The organism is Nocardia sp. NPDC051750 (genome assembly GCF_044453135.1).
Classification (GTDB): Bacteria; Actinomycetota; Actinomycetes; order Mycobacteriales; family Mycobacteriaceae; genus Nocardia.
Window position 1 is genome coordinate 380,543 of sequence record NZ_JBITCK010000003.1, and the last position, 18,216, is coordinate 398,758.

The window sequence follows — 18,216 nt, forward strand, 5'->3', positions numbered from 1 at the left end:
ATCATCGTCGCAGGTACCCGGCGAGTACAGGCAGAGCACGCAAGTGTGTCGGACACCTCGGATGCGCCCCGTGGTGTGTGCGATCACGGACAGCGCCGGGCGGCTACGACCTCCGGTGCGCTGTCGTCATCCGATCCGTGCCAGGGCACGTGGCGGGCGTTGGGCGAGTATCGGCGTGCGGGTCGCTTCGGCGACCGGCATCGTGTGCCCCGCGACGGTCCCGTCCGGCGCGTCGTTCAGCCGACGCGGGTGGGCGCCGGCCGCGCCGGGACGAACCAGCGGTCGAGGGCGGCGTGCAGACCGGTGTCGGTGGAACCGTCTGTCGCCCAGGCGATATAACCGTCCGGGCGGATCAGCAGGGCCTTTGCGCTGGTGTCGGAGGTGGTGGCGACGACGATATCGAGATCGTCCCGATGTTCTGCGGTAGCGGTGATTCCGGCACCCAGGTCGAGGAGAAGCGGTCGCGCGGAGTGCAGCAGTTCGGCGATCCGGCGAGGCCCGCTGCCGGTGTCGAGCACGAGATCGGGTACCAGCCGGCCCGACAGCGGATGGTCGTCACCGATGTCGTACCGCACATCCGAACCCGCCAGCAGGTGCGCGATATGCCCGGCTACCGCGGGTGTGCCGAGCAACTCCTCGAACAGGCCGCGCAGGGCGGTGACCTCCGGTCCCGGAGCGAGTAACGCGGTCTGCGCGAGGCTCTGCGCGATCACGCGTTCGGCGATCGGTCGCCGTTCGGTCTCATAGGTGTCGAGCAGACCCTCCGGCGCGGTGCCGCGTAGCTGTGCGGCCAGCTTCCAGCCCAGATTGATCGCGTCCTGCAGTCCGAGGTTGAGGCCCGGGGCGCCGGTGGCCGAATGCACGTGGGCCGCGTCGCCCAGCAGGAACACGCGGCCCTGCCGGTAGCGCTCGGCCAGCCGGGTGTTCTGGTCGACGATACGACGCAGGGCGTGCGGCCCCGGACCGGCGGGCGGCCGCATCGGCAGATCCGCGCCGAGGACGCGGCGGATGCTGTCCCGCAGTTCGTCGAAGGTCATCGGGGTGTCCGCGGGGACCGCGCCGGCGTCGTACTCGGTGGCACCGACCATCGGTGTGCCGGGGATCAATTCGGCGAACACGAACATGCCGCCGCGCTCGATTCTGTTGTGACCGAAGTGGAACCGGCCGGCTCCGGGAATGTCGATACCGCCGTCGGCGGTGCGCAGTTCGGCCGGTATCTCGGCGTGGCCCATCCGGGTGATCCGGTCGCCCGTGGTGAGACCGGGGAACGCGATCCCGAGTCGTTTGCGGACCGGGCTCGTGCCGCCGTCGGCCGCGACGAGGTAGCGCGCTGTCGGCCGGTAGCTGCCGCCGGGATGCGTCACTGTGGCCGTGACCGTATCGCCGTGGTCGGCAATGTCGTCGAGGCGATGTCCCCACCGCAGGTCGACCCCGAGTTCGGTGGCTCGGCCGGCCAGTAGGCGCACCAGCAGGGGTTGCGGAACCGGCAGGCCGTAGAGCGGATTGTCCGGCACCTCGGTGAGGTCCAGCGTCATGCCCGCGAAGAGGTAGCGGGGGCTCGGTTCCGGGGTGTCGGGCTCGTCCGGAAAGCCCTTCCGGGCCAGTTCCGCGGCGAAACCCGGGTACAGCCCGCGCATATCGAGCATCCGCACGACCTGCCCGACCAATCCGTTGGCTTTGGGCTCGTCGCTCGGCCCGGGCAGCGGATCCAGGACGATCGGGCGTATTCCGCCCAGCGCGAGTTCGCAAGCGAGCATGAGCCCGTTCGGGCCGGCGCCGGCGATGATCACGTCGTGATGCGGTTCGGATGTTCTGTTTTCGGACATGATGGGACAACCCCTGTCGATTCGGGTGTTCGGTGTGATTTCGGTGTGCGGGCAGGCCGGAGCCCGCCTACGGTTTCGGAGGCGTTCGGGTGATGACGGGACGGGCGTCAGTTGTTCGGTTCGGGGAGGCCTTCCGCCAGTTGCGCCAGAGCCGTCCGCACTACGGTCGTGACCGGGGTGGGTGGGTCGGAACGCGAATAGGTGTCGAGAGCGACGAGGTAGGCCGCGTTGACTGTGGCCGCGACCAGTTTCGGATACAGGTCGGCGGGGTCGGTGCCGGTGCGGCGGGCGACGGCGATGACCAGATCGTCGCCGACGGCCTTCGCGGCGGCGGCCTGCATTTCGGGCGCTGCCTGCAATTTCCGGGTTTCGGCGAGCATCTCCGCTGTGGGCGAACCGCCGGCGCCGTCGTCCCGGAGGGGTTCCACGAGGGCTTCGGTGAGCGCGGTCCACAGTGGTTCGGTCGCCGGACGGGTGAGTAGTAGTTCGGCGCTGCGCTGGAGGCGTTCGATGTGCCGGTAGGCCAACGCCTCGTACTTGCCGGCGAAATAGTTGTTGAAGGTGCGCACCGACACTCCGGCCCGCTCGGCGATATCCTCGCGGACCACATTGTCGAGGCCGCGCTCGAACATCAACTCCAGCGCGGCGTCGCTGAGCGCTTTGCGCGTATCGCGCTTCTTTCGTTCCCGGAGTCCGAGGTTCGGTTCGGCGGCCATATCCCCAGGATGCCACAAAAGTGCCCGATGGGCAATATTTCCCCGTGGGCACTTTTATCGGTCGGTAGCTACGTTCGGACGAGGCGCTGATACCCGAGATGCCAGAGCCATTCCACCGGGCCGCGGTCGAACCGGCGCAGCCAGACATGTGCGAAGACCGTGATCACCAGGACGACGACCAGGTAGACGGCGACGGTGAACGGGACCCGGGCGTCGGGAGCGAACCGCGCGGCGAGACCGAATCCCCAGCCGTAGCAGAGCATCGCGGCCACCAGATTCTGCAGGATGTAGCAGCTCAGCGCGGTCCGGCCGACCTCCGCGAGGCGGCGGCCCGCGAAACCGGTCCGCGGCCGGTGCAGGTAGAACTCGGCAACCAGGGCCAGGAGGGCGAGGGAAACCACCGGCGCGATCGCATACCGGGTGATCAGTACCCAGTCACCACCGCCGAGCACACCGAGCAGCAGGTCCACGGGGGCGGCGATACCGAGACCGGCGACCAGCAGCCACCGGCGCAACCGGGCACCGGCCGGGGCGAACACGCCCGCGTGGAACAGCCGGGCACCCACCAGGAACAAGGCGATCGACAGCGGCAGGATCAGCACCGGTTCGGCCCGGAACAGGCCGGCGTTCTCGGCCCGGAACAGCACCAGGTCCCAGAAGGAGCCGTCGGCGTAGGGGTTCGGCGACAGCGGTTCGGCCGCCGCCGGCGCCGCGGGCTGCCGCGTGGCGAGACTCAGGGCCCACAGCGCGATCATGGCCAGATGCAGGCACAAGGTGCCGACCAGCCACCGGCCTTGGGTGCGCGGACTGCGGGCGAGCAGGAACGCGACGATCAGGGCGGTCACCGCGTATCCCATCAGCACGTCGAACTCGGCGACCAGCAGGAAGTTGAGCAGTCCGTCCAGGAACAGCAGTGCCGCCCGCCAGGGATACCCGCCGGGCCAGGGCCGCCCCGCCCGCCGCACGGACGACTGCTGGATGGCGAGGCCGACCCCGAACATCACGGTCAGCAGGCCGAGAAACTTTCCCTGGGCCAACTGCTGGAGGACCTTCTCGGCCCACGTCCACCCGTCCTCGGGCGCGGCGACGAGCCGGTTCAGATAACCGACCATGCCCTCCGGGTCGGTGAGAATCCAGATATTGGTGCCGAGAGTGCCGAGGATCGCGATCCCGCGCAGCACATCGAGCGCCACCAGCCGCGCGGGGCGGGGCGTCGATCCGGCTGTGGCGGAATCCGCTGCGGTGCTGGTCATACCACCGAGCATGCGGGGCCGCGGCCGGTGCCGGCATCCGCCGGAAGTACGACTCGGGGGATGATTCGCTCGCCGGGACGAGGCGCTGCTCGCGTGCCGGGGGCGAATCGTCGCCTACGCTCGATGATATGCAGCGCATCATCGGTATCGAGGTCGAGTACGGGATATCCACTCCTACCGAACCGTCGGCCAACCCGATCCTCACCTCTACCCAGGCGGTACTGGCGTACGCCGCGGCCGAGGGGGTGCCCCGCGCCAAGCGCACCCGGTGGGACTACGAAGTGGAATCGCCGCTGCGCGACGCCCGCGGTTTCGATCTCAGCCGGATGAACGGGCCTGCGCCGGTGATCGACGCCGACGAGGTCGGGGCGGCGAATATGATCCTGACCAACGGTGCCCGGCTCTACGTCGACCACGCCCATCCGGAGTATTCCGCCCCCGAGGTCACCGACCCGATGGACGCGGTGATCTGGGACAAGGCGGGGGAGCGGGTCATGGAAGCCGCCGCCCGGCACGCCTCGAGTGTGCCCGGCGCCCCCCGGATGCAGTTGTACAAGAACAACGTCGACGGTAAGGGCGCCTCCTACGGCACCCACGAGAACTATCTGATGAGCCGGGAAACCCCGTTCAACGCGGTTATTCTCGGGCTCACCCCGTTCTTTGTCTCCCGCCAGGTGATCTGCGGATCAGGGCGGGTCGGGATGGGGCAGTCCGGCGACAACGCGGGCTTCCAGCTGTCCCAGCGGTCGGACTATATCGAGGTCGAGGTCGGCCTGGAGACCACCCTCAAACGCGGCATCATCAACACCCGCGACGAACCGCATGCCGACGCCGACAAGTACCGCCGGCTGCACGTCATCATCGGTGACGCCAACCTGGCCGAGATGTCGACTTATTTGAAGGTGGGCACCACCGCGCTCATCCTCGATCTCATCGAATCCGGGGCCGACCTGTCCGATATGCAGCTGGCCCGTCCGGTCACCGCGGTCCACACCATCAGCCACGACCCCACGCTGCGCGCGACCGTCGCGATGGCCGACGGCCGGGAACTGACCGGACTCGCGATTCAGCGGCTCTACCACGAACGAGTCGCCAAGTTCGTCGAGGTGCAGGGCATCGACGATTTCCGGGTGCGCGATATCCTCGACAACTGGACCATGGTGCTGGACAAGCTCGAACGCGACCCGATGGAATGCGCCGATCTGCTGGACTGGCCCGCGAAACTCCGCCTGCTCGAGGGGATGCGCAGCCGGGAGGGGCTGGGCTGGGCGGCGCCCAAACTGCATCTGATGGATCTGCAGTATTCCGATGTGCGTCTCGACAAAGGCCTCTACAACCGGCTCGTGGCCCGCGGCTCGATGAAACGGCTGGTCACCGAACAGCAGGTGCTGGACGCCATGACCAAGCCGCCCACCGATACCCGTGCCTATTTCCGTGGTGAATGCCTGCGCCGTTTCGGCGCCGATATCGCGGCGGCGAGCTGGGACTCGGTGATCTTCGATCTGGGCGGTGATTCGCTGGTGCGGATTCCGACTCTCGAGCCCCGGCGCGGGACCAAAGCCCACGTCGGCAAGCTTCTCGACGGGGTCAATACCGCCGCTGAACTGGTTAAACAGCTCACCACCTGAAGGCCGCGCCGGGTGGCGGCCGGTGGTTTCCGGCTGCGGGGTGGGACGTAATCCGACTACGTGTCGGCCCGGCTGGGTAGTGTTGAAGAACGAGCACACCAGGCTGCTCACGATTCGTCCGGTACGTACCAGCGTCCGGTCGGTGGAAACAGAGGAGGTCGGCTGCGATGGCACAAGAGCAGACCAAACGCGCCGGGGGCGGCGACGATGACGAAGGCGTCGACGGCGTAGACGCCGCCGGTCAGGAACGGCGCGAGAAGCTGGCGGAGGACACCGACGACCTGCTCGACGAGATCGACGATGTGCTCGAAGAGAACGCCGAAGACTTTGTTCGCGCCTACGTGCAGAAAGGTGGCCAGTGACCGCAGGTGACCCCACGCGTCTCCATTTGGGGTACGCCCTGTCATCCTTTTCCGAACATTTGCGCCAGAACGCGCCGGATCTGCTGCCCAGCAACAGATTCGACCTGCTGGGCCAGCCCACCGCCGCCGGGAAACCCGGCGGCGGTGCCGCGGGGGATATCGCACCGCACGGTACGACCGTGGTCGCGGTGTCCTATCGCGGCGGTGTGCTGATCGCCGGTGACCGGCGGTCCACCCAGGGCAACCTGCTGGCCGGCCGGGATGTGGAGAAAGTCCACATCACCGATACCTACTCGGCCACCGGTATCGCCGGAACCGTGGGTATGGCGATCGAACTGGTGCGGTTGTTCGCGGTGGAACTCGAGCACTACGAGAAGATCGAGGGTGTTTCGCTGACCTTCGACGGTAAGGCCAACAAACTGTCGAAGATGGTGCGCGACAACCTGCCGGCCGCCATGCAGGGGCTGGCCGTGGTACCGCTGCTGGTCGGCTTCGACCAGCACGCCACGGACCCGGACCGGGCCGGGCGCATCGTGTCCTACGACGTGGTCGGTGGACGCAGCGAGGAGCGATTCGGTTTCACCGCCGTGGGCTCCGGCTCGATGTTCGCCAGGACGTCGTTGAAGAAGCTGTACACCAAGGGAATCGACGCCGATCGCGCCCTGCGGATCGCGGTCGAAGCATTGGTGGACGCCTCCGACGACGACACTGCCACCGGCGGTCCGGATCTGTTGCGCGGGATCTATCCCACGGCGATCCTCGTCGATGAAGAGGGGGCGGTCGAGGTGGCCGAACCCCGGCTCGAGGAGATCGCCCGGGGTATCGCGGCCGACCGTGAGGCCGCCGAGGAAGGGAGCGCACGGGCATGACCCTGCCGCTGTATGCGTCCGCCGAACAGATCATGCGCGACAAGACCGAACTTGCGCGCAAAGGTATCGCCCGCGGCCGCAGTGTCATCGTGCTCGCCTACGACGAAGGCGTGGTGTTCGTTGCGGAGAACCCGTCGGCCACCCTGCACAAGGTCAGCGAACTGTACGACCGGACCGGGTTCGCCGCGGTCGGTAAGTACAACGAATTCGAAAGCCTGCGGCGTGCGGGGATCCTGCAGGCCGATCTGCGGGGCTACCAGTACGACCGCCGCGACGTCAGCGGCCGGGCCCTGGCGAACGCCTACGCGCAGGCGCTCGGATCGATCTTCACCGACCAGCTCAAACCGTATGAGGTGGAGATCTGCGTCGCGGAGGTGAGCTACGCGGAGCAGGAGCCGGAATCGGTGCTGTACCGGATCACCTTCGACGGTTCGATCGTCGACGAGCGCGAATACGTGGTGATGGGCGGTACCACGGAACCGATCGTGGCGGCACTGAAGGAGTCCTACCGTCCGGGGCTGGACCTGGTGGCGGCTATCCGGATCGCGGTGGCAGCGCTGCAGTCGACCGAGGGACCGGACAAGGAGAAGCGGGTCCTCGGCGTCGGCTCGCTGGAGGTCGCCACCCTGGAGCGGTCCCGTCCCCGGCGTGCCTTCCGCCGGATCGGCCGCACTGCCCTCGAAGAGCTGCTGGGTACGGGCCGTGCGGATGGCGAATCGTCCGATTCCACGGAATCGGAGGCCGGCGGAAAACCGGACTGAGCGGCGCCGCCGTTCGCGGCGGAGCGAGTCCACCTGCCCGTGCACCACGTCAGGGTGCACGGGCCGTCTCCGTGGAGCGGAGACGGCGCTACGGGTGCGGTGGCTCGGCGCTGTCCGGATCCGGGCCTGTTTCGGGGTTGTCGCGGCCTCCGTCCGAGCGCCCGGCGAACGATCGACGGCCTAATCGTTGCCAAGCCGTATACATCGGGTTTTCCGCTCCGACCCGCAGGAATCATTCCGCGCTGTAATCTCGATAGTGTGCAGCGACGAATTATGGGGATCGAGACCGAATTCGGTGTGACGTGCACCTTCCACGGGCACCGCAGGCTCAGCCCCGACGAGGTGGCCCGGTATCTGTTCCGCCGGGTGGTGTCCTGGGGGCGCAGTTCCAACGTGTTCCTCCGCAACGGCGCCCGGCTCTACCTCGATGTCGGTTCGCATCCGGAGTACGCCACCGCCGAATGCGACAGCCTGGTCCAGCTGGTCACCCACGACCGGGCCGGGGAGCGAGTGCTCGAGGAACTGCTCATCGACGCCGAGCAGCGCCTCGCGGAGGAGGGGATCGGCGGCGATATCTACCTGTTCAAGAACAACACCGATTCGGCCGGCAACTCCTACGGGTGCCATGAGAACTTCCTGGTCGTGCGGGCCGGTGAGTTCTCCCGGATCTCCGATGTGCTGTTGCCGTTCCTGGTCACCAGGCAGCTGATCTGCGGTGCAGGCAAGGTGCTGCAGACACCGAAGGCGGCCACGTTCTGCCTCTCGCAGCGCGCGGAGCACATCTGGGAGGGGGTCTCCTCGGCGACCACCCGGTCCCGGCCGATCATCAACACCCGCGACGAACCGCATGCCGATGCCGAGAAGTACCGGCGTCTGCACGTGATCGTGGGCGATTCGAATATGGCCGAAACCACCACCATGCTCAAGGTCGGCACTGCCGCCCTGGTGCTGGAGATGATCGAGGCCGGGGTCTCGTTCCGCGATTTCGCCCTCGACAACCCCATCCGGGCCATCCGGGAGGTCAGCCACGATCTCACGGGCCGGCGTCCGGTGCGGCTGGCCGGGGGCCGGCAGGCCAGCGCCCTCGATATCCAGCGCGAGTACTACGCCCGCGCCGTGGAGCATCTGCGCAATCGGGAACGTGATCCCCAGGTCGACCAGGTCGTGGACCTGTGGGGCCGCACCCTGGACGCGGTGGAGTCCCAGGATTTCGCCAAGGTCGATACCGAGATCGATTGGGTGATCAAACGCAAGCTGTTCCAGCGCTACCAGGACCGCTACGGCATGGAGCTGGCCGACCCGAAGATCGCCCAGCTGGATCTGGCCTATCACGACATCAAACGCGGCCGCGGCGTGTTCGACCTGCTGCAGCGCAAAGGCCTGGCCAAACGGATCACCGAGGACGACGCCGTGGACGCCGCGGTGGACACCCCACCGCAAACCACCCGCGCCAAACTCCGCGGCGATTTCATCACCGCCGCCCAGGCTGCGGGCCGGGATTTCACGGTCGACTGGGTCCACCTCAAGCTGAACGACCAAGCTCAGCGCACCGTGCTGTGCAAGGACCCGTTCCGCTCGGTCGACGAACGCGTGGACCGGCTCATCGCCTCGATGTGATTCGGCGAGGTTTCGGAGCCTCCTCGGCGCCGGAACCGTCGGCTGTCGCGAGGGCGCGCAGTCGCGCGATCGTCCATTCGGTCTCGAATCGCACTCCGCGTTCGACGACGGCATCGTCGAACACCGCGAACGGTGAGTGGTTGGAAGGCGCCGCCGCGGGGTCGCGGTCCGGTGGGCACGCGCCGAGTAGGACGAACGCGCCCGGTACCTGATCCAGGAACCACGAGAAGTCCTCGGACGCGGTGAAGGGTTGGTCCATGATGTCCACCGTCCCCTGCCCGAACAGGTTCCGCGCTGTAGCGATGGCGAAATCGGCTTCCGCGTCGGCACTGACGGTAGGGATCGCGACTTCGTCCAGTTCGACCGCGGCCGCGACACCGTGTGCGGCGGCGATCCCGTGCGCCACCCGGTCGATCAGCATCCGCAGCCGGCCCGAGTCCGCCGCGGTGAACGCCCGCGCGGTACCGCTGACCCGGGCCGTATCGGGGATGACGTTGCCGCTGTGGCCGCCCACGATCTGACCGACGGTCGCGACGACCGGGGTGAGCATGCCGAACGACCGGGTGACCGTGGTCTGCAGGGCCGAGACGAAATCCGCCGCGGCGACGATCGGATCGCGGGCCGTCTGCGGCGCCGAGCCGTGTCCGCCGCTGCCCACGAACCGGACCGTGAAGGTATTCGAGGCCGACATCATCGCCCCGCGGCGCATTCCGAAGACCGCGTGCGGCAGCTCGTAGGAGAACACGTGCAGACCGAGGGCGGCATCGGCGCGCCGGCCCGCCACGTCGAGAACGCCCTCCGCCAGCATCGCGAGTGCGCCACCCCAGTTCTCCTCACCGGGCTGGAACACCAGAACCACGTCCCCGGCCAGTTCGGCGCGGCGGGCGGCGAGCCGGTGGGCCGCGCCCACCAGGATCGCCATGTGCAGGTCGTGACCGCAGGCGTGCATGGCGCCGTTGGTGGCGGCGTAGTCCAGGCCGGTCGCCTCCTCCACCGGGAGTGCGTCCATATCGGATCTGACCAGCACCGTGGGTCGCGTCGCGCTCCGGGCGGCGCCGCCGCGCAGGACAGCGGTGACCGAAGTCGTGGTCGTGCCGGTGGACACCTCCAGACCGAGGCCGTCGAGGGCCCGCAGGATCCGGGCCTGGGTCCACGGCAGATGCAGCCCCACTTCCGGGTTGCGGTGCAGCTCGCGACGCAACAGGATCAAGTCGGGAATCGAAACGGTCACAGGTCACTCCTCGTCGGGATGGTGTCGGGACATGGATAGGGTTGGCGGTATGGAGTGGTTCGGAAGAGCACGCGAGTGGGCGGGGCAGGCACGCGGCCGGCTCTATTCGGCACCCGCGACGCCGTTCGACGCGGCGGGTGTGGCCCGTCCCGAATTCGCGGGCGACTACTTCCGCGCGCTGGTCGCGGCCGGGGCGGACGGTCTTGCTATCGCCGCCCACACCGGCCGGGGGCCGCACCTGTCCGCGGCCGTGCGCACCGAACTGATCCACGCCGCGCGGCGGGCCGGCGCCTCGACCGTGGTCGGTGTCGCGAACGCCGGCGAGGCCCGCGTCGCGGCGGACGCGGGTGCCGAAGCGGTCCTGGTGTTCCCGGTGCCCGGTGACACCTCAGCGGTGCTGCGCCATCTCGACGAGCTCTGGACGGCCGCCGAGCTGCCGCTCATCGCGTTCGACCTGTACACCACGCCCTATCCGGACTCGACCTTCGCCGCCGTCGTCGAACACCCCGCGGTGGCGGCCGTCAAACTCGCCCGGCTCTCCGAGGCGATCGCGTGCCAGGATCGGATCGCCCTGGTCCGCAACCGTGGCAAACTCGCCGTCACCGGGGAAGACCGGATGTTCGGTGCCTCCCTGACCTGGGGCGCCGAGACTGCCCTCGTCGGCATCGCGGCGGCCGCGGTGAGTCTCACCCGCGCGGTACTCGATACTTTCTCCGGCCCCGATCTGCCCGCGTTCCTGGAGGCCACCCGCCGGCTCGACGCATTCGCCGCGGCCACCTTCCGGGAGCCGTTCGACGGATACGTCCAGCGCATGGCCTGGATCGCGGGAGCCGAGGGCATCCTGCCGACCGATCTACTGACCGACCCGTACGCTCCGCCGCTGCCCGGCGACGAGAAGGCCCGGGTCCTGGCCGCCTTCCACCGGCTCGCGACCGATCAGCCGCCCGCACGCGCGAGCTGAGCGGCGGCCAGAGTCGTCCGGACCACCGCGCGGCTGCGTTCCCACGGCACCGGCGATGGTGCGCCCTGCGCCATCGCCAGTACCGCGCGCAGGCAATCGATGTAACCGAGGTCGTCGGACCCGCTCAGCGATATCCGGTGCACGCCGGTCTCGGTGTGCACCACCACCTCGTAGCCCTCATCCGTCCCGGCTCCCACGATGTCCACGCTGACGGGTATGCCTCCGTCGGTGAGGGCATGCACGGTCACGACGTTCTCCGAGATCGTGCGACTGTCCGGCACCCAGGCCGTCACACCGCCCAGTGGCGTGATCGCGTGGCCGAGGACGGTATCGAGCATCTCCCAGGCGTGCAGTCCCATCGAGACCGCGGTGCCGCCGCCGTCGGCCGGATCGTCCTGCCAGCGGCGTTCGGGGGTGGTGAAGATATCGATCCCGTGCCGCACCGAGACGTGGACGGCGATCGGCCGCTCGAGTTCGCCGGCGAACGCGCGCAGCCCGGGTGCGAACCGCAGCACCGAGGAGGTGAGGAACCGCCCGGACCGGGTGCCGACCGCCGCGTCGAGGTCGGCCAGGGCCGCCGGGCTCGCTGCCGGAACCTTGTTGAGAAAACATGCGACACCGCGATCGAGTACCGCCGCCACCACCGCGGCGATCCGCCGGGGCCGCGGGGTCACGATCACCACGTCCGGTCCCCAGTCGAGCAACCCGGTGAGGGTCTCGTATTCGGTGGCGGACCACTCCCGGACGAAGTCCGCGCGCCGGGAGTGGTCGTCGGCATCCCAGACAGCCAGATCGGACACCCCGAGCGACCGCGCGTTGCGCGCGTCACTGAACGGGTGCGAATGGGCGACGCCCGCGAAGCCGATCCGCATGCGCTCTCCTCACTTCATGTCGACGTCACGCGTCTCCGGGCTGAGTACCGCGCCCACCACCGTGAGCAGTCCGCCGACGCACAGCAGCACCACGGCCGTGTACGGCAGCGGCATGAACGCCGACAGCCCGCTCTGGATATAGGCGTAGAACGCGGGGATCACCATGCCGAGCGAATAGCCGAGTCCGTAACCCGAGGCCCGGACGCCGAGGGTGAACCGCTCGGTCAGGTACGTCGTCAGACATCCCCACGGCACGCTGATCAGCACCGTGACCGAGATCAGCAGCACCAGGACCGTACCGAAGGATCGCACGTTCCCGGACGCGATGAGTGTGTACGGGATCGGTGCGACGAACATACACAGCAGCCCGCCGGCGATGAGCATCGGCCGGCGGCCGATCCGCTGCGACAGCAGTCCGCTCCCCATGTAGACCGCGACCACGATGGCGTTCGCGATCACCAGGGCCAGCGTGGTGGAGTTCGGGCTCAGTTCCGCTTCGCTCTTCATCAGGCCCGGTAGCACGGTGGTGAGCATGTAACTGGTGAACCACAGACCGGTCGTGAGCACGAAAACCTGGAGGAAATCGCGTCCGGACCGGCCCTTGAACAATTCGAGCAGCGGCGTCTTCACCTTCTCCGACTGCTGCCACTCCTCGCTGTCCTCGACATTGCGCGAGTACCAGATCGCGAAGCCGACCGAGAGCACCGCGCCGATGAAGAACGGGATGCGCCAGCCCCATTGGACATAGGCGGAGTCGATCCCCTGGGCGGGCATCACCTGGAGCAGGCCGAGCGTGATCAGCGCGATCGAACAGTAGGCCAGCGGGAAACCGGTCGAGATGATCGCGCCGTTGAGGCCGCGGCGTTCCTTCGCGCTCTGCTCGAGCGCGGTCGGCGTCGCGGAGGTGTACTCGCCGCCGAGGAAGACGCCGTCGATGAACCGCAGCGCGATCAACAGGATCACGGCCAGAATGCCGATCTGCTGGTAGCCGGGCAACAGTCCGATCGCCATGGTGGTCACACCGAATCCGGTCACCGAGACCACGGTGATCCGGCGACGCCCGAACTTGTCCGCGAGATGTCCGAACAGCATCGCGCCCAAGGGCCGGCCGATGAGAGTCGCGGCGAACACCGATCCGTTGATGAGGGCGATCGTGCCCGGCGAGGCGCCGGTGGCCTGGAAGTACACCGAGGCCGGGGCGAGCACGATGACCGGCAGATAGATATCGAACAGGTCGACGTAGAACCCCAGCCAAGCCCCGAAGACCGCTTTCTTCGCGCGGGCGGCCTTCGCCTCGTCCGGTGGCGCGGTGCGCGCGTCGACAGTGGTCGAGCTCATGACATCCATCCTTCGAGTCCTGCGGTGACGAAGCCGTCCTCGGCGCGTAGCCACTCGTACGCGTCGAGGATTCTGGTCAGTTCCGCGGATTGGCCGTCCGACAGATCTTCGGCCGGATCGAGACACCAGGTTCCTTCGAGAAGTCCCTGGCGGCGCAACACCTCGTGTACCCCGGCGATGACACCGGCGAAATCGTTGCGTACATCGAATACCGCGGCGTTGGCGTCCGTGACACCCGCGGACATCGCCAGTGCCCGGTCGCGCGCGGTCTCGTCGCCCGCCCACGCGCGGCGGACGAGGTCGTGCAGCCGCACGGCGGCCCGGGTCCACACGGCCCAGTGCCCGAGCAATCCGCCGACGAACCGGCGGGTCACCGGGCCGGACGGACCGCACAGATCGTACCGGGCGAGCAGATCACCGACGATGTTGTCATCGTTGCCGGTGTAGAGCGCGACCTCGCCGCCGCGCTCCGAGTCGACGATTCCCTGGACCAGCTCGAGCGTCCGATAGCGGTCGAACGGCGCCGCCTTCACCGCGACGGTGGACTCCTGGTCGGCCAACCGGCGCCAGAAATCCCGGGGCAGATAGCGTCCGCCGACGGCTTCCTGCAGATAGAAACCGATGACGGGCAGTACCTCCCCGACGGCGGCACTGCGGTCGAGGAGATAGTCGAGATCGCGGTCGGCCAGACCGCCGGGTGAGACCAGCACGGCGTGGTAGCCCAGTTCGCGGGCCAATTCGGCCTCGGCAACCGCCTGTCCGGTAGGCCCGGCGACGCCGGCGATCCGGAGGAACGGTCGCCGGTCGGCGCGGGCGTCGAGTTCCTCGGCGGCGAGTTCGAGAACAGGTCGCAGCAGGCCGACCTCGGGCCGGCGGATCTCGAACTGAGTGGTGTGCACACCGACCGCGAGGCCGCCCGCACCGGCATCGACGTAGTAGCGGGTCAGCGCGCGCTGCCGCCGCTCGTCGAGAGTGCGGGTGTGATCGAGGGCCAGAGGGTGGGCCGGTACGACGGTCCCCTGGTGCAGCAGGGTGTTTTCGGCGTCGGGCAGGAGCGACGCCATCAGAAGTTCCCGTCGCGGCGCTCGAATTTGGTGGGTTTGTTCCACAGGGTGCCGCCGGCGCCGATCCAGTCGGCCTGCATCTGGATCAGCTGCCCCAGGGTGCGGTCCGGGTAGCCGAAGAGACGGTGGCACTTCGAGGCGTTGCTGAGCAGGCTGGTCGTACCTTCGACACCTACGAACTGTGGTGCCACGCCGAGCTTTTCGCCGAGTTCGGTGGCGATGGCGCGTACCGAGGCGATCTCCGGGCCGGTGAGATTGAGCAGGAACGGGGTGGTGTCCGCCTGTCCGAGCGCGCGCAGGACGACCTCGTTGGTGTAGCGCTGCCAGACAACGTTCACCACGCCGATCGACAGGTCGACGGGTTCTCCGGCGTGCACCCGGCGGGCGATATCGGCGACGACACCGTAGCGCGGTTCGCACGCGTAATTGAGCCGGACGAGCGCGACCCGGGTGCCCCGGGTCCGTGCCCCATGGGTGAAGACCTGTTCGCGGCCCCGGCAGGTGATCGCGTACTCCCCGACCGGGCCGGTCTCGTCGGTCTCCACCGGCCCGCCGGTCATCGGCGAGGTGAGTGGGTAGACGTTACCGGTGGACAGCGCCGAGATCCGGGCCTGTGCGTAACGCCGGGCGACATAGGCGGGAAGCACCGTATTGGTCATCCAGGCCTCGTCGGAGTTGGTGGACGTACCGAACTTCGCGCCGACCAGGAAGACCACGTTGCCCGCGTCGGGCAGCTCGTCCACGGCCACCGGATCCGATAAATCGGTCGTGACCGTATCTACTCCGCCGGTTTCCAGGCGTTCACGGGCGACCGTATCCGTCCATCGGGAGACAGCCAGTACCCGAAGGTCTTTCCGGCCCGCTTCATCCAGCGCGCGCCGCGCCATCGTCGCCACGCCGGACCCGATTTTTCCGCCGGCACCCAGGACTATCACGTCACCTTGCCATTCGGCGGCCTCGGCGACGAGCTCGGGGCTCGGCCGGCTGAGCTCGAGTTCGAGCTCCTTCTCATCCGCGAACATTCAACCGGCCTTTCCTTCGGTGGACTATTTCGGTCAGGACCGTAATAATGAGCGAGCGTCCCGAAAAGCGCAACAGGAAGGAATCCCCGGACCGTGACCGTGAGCGTGTTCGACCTCTTCTCGATCGGCATCGGCCCGTCGAGTTCCCACACGGTGGGCCCCATGCGCGCGGCACGCATGTTCCTCGCCGAACTGGAGCGCGCCGAGCGGCTTCCGCAGGTACGCCGGGTACATGCCCTGCTGTGTGGCTCACTCGGGGCCACCGGCCGCGGACACGGTTCCGACGCGGCGGTGATCGCCGGCCTGCACGGCGCGGACCCCGAAACCGTCGATCCCGGCCGGCCCGCCCGGTGGTACTCCGCGCTGGCACGCACCGGGACTCTCCACCTGGCGGGCCGCTACCCCATCCCGTTCACTCCCGCCGACCTCGTACTCGACGGTGCCGCCCGGCGGGCCGGCCATCCGAACGCGATGGTGCTGACGGCCGAGTTCGCCGGGGGCCCACCCGTCGAGCGGACCTACTATTCGATCGGTGGCGGATTCGTCACCGAGGCCGGGAAGGTTGCCGAGGCCGCCGGCATCCCCGTACCCCACCCGTTCCGGACCGGCGACGAACTGTTCGCCCGCGCCGCCCGCACGGGTCTGCGCGTCAGCGATATCGCGCTGGCCAACGAACACGCGCTGCGTCCGGGAGTCGATATCGTCGCGGGGCTCGACCGGATCTGGACAACGATGCGCGACTGCGTCACCGCCGGTCTGCACACCGATGGGTCGCTGCCCGGTGCCTTGGCGGTCCGCCGCCGGGCCCCGGGGCTGTACCGCCGGCTGGTGGCCGCGGCGGCACCCCTCGATCCGCTGCACCAACTGGACTGGGTGAACGCCTTCGCCATGGCGGTGAACGAGGAGAACGCCGCCGGGGGCCGGGTGGTCACCGCCCCGACGAACGGGGCAGCGGGAATCATCCCCGCGGTCCTGCACTATTACGAACGCTTCGTCCCGGGAGCCGGCGCCGATGGAATCCGGCGCTTCCTGCTCACGGCGGCGGCGATCGGCGCGCTCTACAAAGGCAACGCCTCCATCTCGGGTGCCGAGGTCGGCTGTCAGGGCGAAGTCGGTTCCGCGTGCTCGATGGCGGCCGGCGCGCTGTGCGAAGTCCTGGGCGGCAGTACCGCGCAGGTCGAGAACGCCGCCGAGATCGCGATGGAACACAATCTGGGGCTCACCTGTGATCCGGTCGGCGGTTTCGTGCAGATCCCGTGCATCGAACGCAACGCGGTCGCGGCCGTGCAGGCGATCAATGCGGCACGAATTGCCTTGGCCGGTGACGGGAATCATCGAGTCAGCCTGGACACTGTGATCAAGACAATGCGCGACACAGGAGCGGACATGCAGGCCGAGTACAAGGAAACCTCGATGGGGGGTCTCGCCGTCAATGTCGTCGAATGCTGAACACACCTACCGGATCGGCGTGGTCGGGCCGTCGGATCTGGTCTCGCTGGTCAAACGTGTTGCCGCCCTGGAGTTCACCGATCACCTCGTCGTACCGCTCACCTACCGCAACGAGGCGCAGGCAGCCGAGGTCGTCGCGGCGCGCCCGGAGGTCGACGCGCTGCTGTTCACCGGCGTGATCCCGTACACGCTCGCCCATACCGCGGGCGTGGTCACCAAGCCCGCGGCCTATATCGACTACACCGGCGCCACCCTGTACGGCGCACTCGTGGAGCTGATGTCCGCCGGGCACGATCCGGCCCGGATATCCATCGATACGCTGGCCCGGCCGCTCGTGGTCGAAAGCCTGTCCCATGTCGGAATACCGACCGGCGACGTGGCGACCCTGGAGTACCGCAGCGGGATCGACACCCGGCGCCTCGCGGAATTCCACCGGGAACACGCGCGCCACCGTCCCGGTGCGGTCGCGATCACCTGCGTCCGGTCGGTGTACGACCTGATCCGGGAGGACGGCTACGCGATCCGCCTGGCCCCCGCGATCGCGTCGGTCCGCACCGCGCTCGACACCGTGACCATGGAGCTGGCCGGACGCATCTCCTCGGACGCGCAGGTTGCGCTCGGCATGATCGAACTACCCGCACCCGACGACCGGCTCGCCGACGATATCCGCGCCCTGGCCGGCAGCCTGTTCCCCACCGGTCCATCGAGCTATGTCCTGGTCAGCACCCGGGGGGTGCTCGCCCAGCACACCTGCGACTGGAGCGTGATGCCCTTGCTGGAGCAGCTGGCGGAACGCCACGTCTGGGTGCGGATCGGACTCGGCGTCGGGCGGTCCGCGGCCGACGCCGAGGCGCTGGCCCGCCGGGCTGTCGAACGCTGCCGTAGCGCGGGACCTTTCACCGCCGTCGTCTCGGTCGGCGCGGGCCGTGATTTCGTGATCACCGAAACCAGCCCGGACCCGAACCGGACCGAGGAGCCGTTGAGCCTGCACATCGCGGCCCGCCGGGCGGGGCTGTCCCGGGCGACCCTGCTCAAACTCGAGGCGGCCGTCGCGGCCCGGCCGGACGGCGAGGTCACCGCCGGTGATGTCGCCGCCGCCCTCGGCATCGAGCCCCGCTCGGCGCGCCGGACACTGAAACAGCTCGAGCGGTCCGGCTTGGCACAGCCCGTGGGAACGGTCGCGGGCAGCGCCGGCCGCCCCGCCGTGCGCTACGCGATCAGAATCGACACCTAGTACCCCCCGAACC

The 18,216-nt window shown here is 68.5% G+C and carries 16 protein-coding genes; 8 read left to right on the forward strand and 8 right to left on the reverse strand.

Annotated elements, in window-relative coordinates; translation table 11 throughout:
* Window positions 1-236 precede the first annotated feature (236 nt).
* From ACIA75_RS15445 to ACIA75_RS15455, 3 genes are all read right to left on the reverse strand, one after another.
* The gene (locus ACIA75_RS15445; protein WP_397104170.1) at window positions 237-1,826 is read right to left on the reverse strand and encodes an FAD-dependent monooxygenase; all 1,590 of its coding nucleotides are present in this window, start codon (window positions 1,824-1,826) and stop codon (window positions 237-239) included.
* A 107-nt stretch (window positions 1,827-1,933) separates the two neighbouring features.
* The gene (locus ACIA75_RS15450) at window positions 1,934-2,542 is read right to left on the reverse strand and encodes a TetR family transcriptional regulator (RefSeq protein ID WP_397104172.1); all 609 of its coding nucleotides are present in this window, start codon (window positions 2,540-2,542) and stop codon (window positions 1,934-1,936) included.
* A gap of 68 nt (window positions 2,543-2,610) precedes the next feature.
* Window positions 2,611-3,795 (reverse strand): DUF418 domain-containing protein, encoded by a 1,185-nt coding sequence (locus tag ACIA75_RS15455; protein ID WP_397104174.1) that lies wholly within the window; start codon window positions 3,793-3,795, stop codon window positions 2,611-2,613.
* A 128-nt stretch (window positions 3,796-3,923) separates the two neighbouring features.
* Between ACIA75_RS15455 and dop the strand changes: the two genes are divergently transcribed.
* From dop to pafA, 5 genes are all read left to right on the forward strand, one after another.
* The gene (gene dop / locus ACIA75_RS15460; RefSeq protein WP_397104176.1) at window positions 3,924-5,423 is read left to right on the forward strand and encodes a depupylase/deamidase Dop; all 1,500 of its coding nucleotides are present in this window, start codon (window positions 3,924-3,926) and stop codon (window positions 5,421-5,423) included.
* Window positions 5,424-5,590: 167 nt separating this feature from the next.
* Window positions 5,591-5,785 (forward strand): ubiquitin-like protein Pup, encoded by a 195-nt coding sequence (locus tag ACIA75_RS15465; RefSeq protein ID WP_030521323.1) that lies wholly within the window; start codon window positions 5,591-5,593, stop codon window positions 5,783-5,785.
* The gene (gene prcB / locus ACIA75_RS15470; protein WP_397104178.1) at window positions 5,782-6,654 is read left to right on the forward strand and encodes a proteasome subunit beta; all 873 of its coding nucleotides are present in this window, start codon (window positions 5,782-5,784) and stop codon (window positions 6,652-6,654) included. The genes ACIA75_RS15465 and prcB overlap by 4 nt, the downstream gene beginning before the upstream one ends.
* Entirely contained in the window at window positions 6,651-7,415 is a 765-nt protein-coding gene (gene prcA / locus ACIA75_RS15475) for a proteasome subunit alpha (protein WP_397104180.1), read from the forward strand. Before prcB ends, prcA begins: the two co-directional genes overlap by 4 nt.
* Before the next feature lie 258 nt (window positions 7,416-7,673).
* On the forward strand, window positions 7,674-9,032 hold the full coding sequence (gene pafA / locus ACIA75_RS15480) for a Pup--protein ligase (RefSeq protein WP_357430260.1): 1,359 nt from the start codon (window positions 7,674-7,676) through the stop codon (window positions 9,030-9,032).
* Here the strand turns inward: pafA and ACIA75_RS15485 are convergent.
* Window positions 9,016-10,263, reverse strand: coding sequence for a M20 family metallopeptidase (locus ACIA75_RS15485; protein ID WP_397104183.1), 1,248 nt, complete (start codon window positions 10,261-10,263; stop codon window positions 9,016-9,018). The genes pafA and ACIA75_RS15485 overlap by 17 nt on opposite strands.
* Window positions 10,264-10,312: 49 nt before the next feature.
* On the opposite strand from ACIA75_RS15485, the gene ACIA75_RS15490 reads away from it, so the two are divergent.
* Window positions 10,313-11,224, forward strand: a complete 912-nt coding sequence (locus ACIA75_RS15490) for a dihydrodipicolinate synthase family protein (protein WP_397104185.1) — start codon at window positions 10,313-10,315, stop codon at window positions 11,222-11,224.
* Here the strand turns inward: ACIA75_RS15490 and ACIA75_RS15495 are convergent.
* From ACIA75_RS15495 to ACIA75_RS15510, 4 genes are read right to left on the reverse strand one after another with little or no spacing between them, the layout of a single operon-like run.
* Window positions 11,200-12,096, reverse strand: a complete 897-nt coding sequence (locus ACIA75_RS15495; protein ID WP_397104187.1) for a hypothetical protein — start codon at window positions 12,094-12,096, stop codon at window positions 11,200-11,202. The genes ACIA75_RS15490 and ACIA75_RS15495 overlap by 25 nt on opposite strands.
* Before the next feature lie 9 nt (window positions 12,097-12,105).
* Complete coding sequence (locus tag ACIA75_RS15500; RefSeq protein WP_397104189.1) at window positions 12,106-13,434, reverse strand: MFS transporter; 1,329 nt, start codon at window positions 13,432-13,434, stop codon at window positions 12,106-12,108.
* On the reverse strand, window positions 13,431-14,498 hold the full coding sequence (locus ACIA75_RS15505; protein ID WP_397104191.1) for a dihydrodipicolinate synthase family protein: 1,068 nt from the start codon (window positions 14,496-14,498) through the stop codon (window positions 13,431-13,433). Before ACIA75_RS15505 ends, ACIA75_RS15500 begins: the two co-directional genes overlap by 4 nt.
* Complete coding sequence (locus ACIA75_RS15510) at window positions 14,498-15,520, reverse strand: NAD-dependent epimerase/dehydratase family protein (RefSeq protein WP_397104193.1); 1,023 nt, start codon at window positions 15,518-15,520, stop codon at window positions 14,498-14,500. The genes ACIA75_RS15505 and ACIA75_RS15510 overlap by 1 nt, the downstream gene beginning before the upstream one ends.
* A gap of 93 nt (window positions 15,521-15,613) precedes the next feature.
* Between ACIA75_RS15510 and ACIA75_RS15515 the strand changes: the two genes are divergently transcribed.
* Together ACIA75_RS15515 and ACIA75_RS15520 are read left to right on the forward strand one after the other, a co-directional pair.
* A complete protein-coding gene (locus ACIA75_RS15515; protein ID WP_397104195.1) occupies window positions 15,614-16,969 on the forward strand; it encodes an L-serine ammonia-lyase in 1,356 nt (451 codons plus the stop codon).
* Window positions 16,953-18,203 carry a hypothetical protein gene (locus tag ACIA75_RS15520; RefSeq protein WP_397104197.1) on the forward strand — a complete coding sequence of 417 codons (1,251 nt, stop codon included), beginning with the start codon at window positions 16,953-16,955 and terminating at the stop codon, window positions 18,201-18,203. Before ACIA75_RS15515 ends, ACIA75_RS15520 begins: the two co-directional genes overlap by 17 nt.
* The last annotated feature ends 13 nt before the right edge of the window (window positions 18,204-18,216 follow it).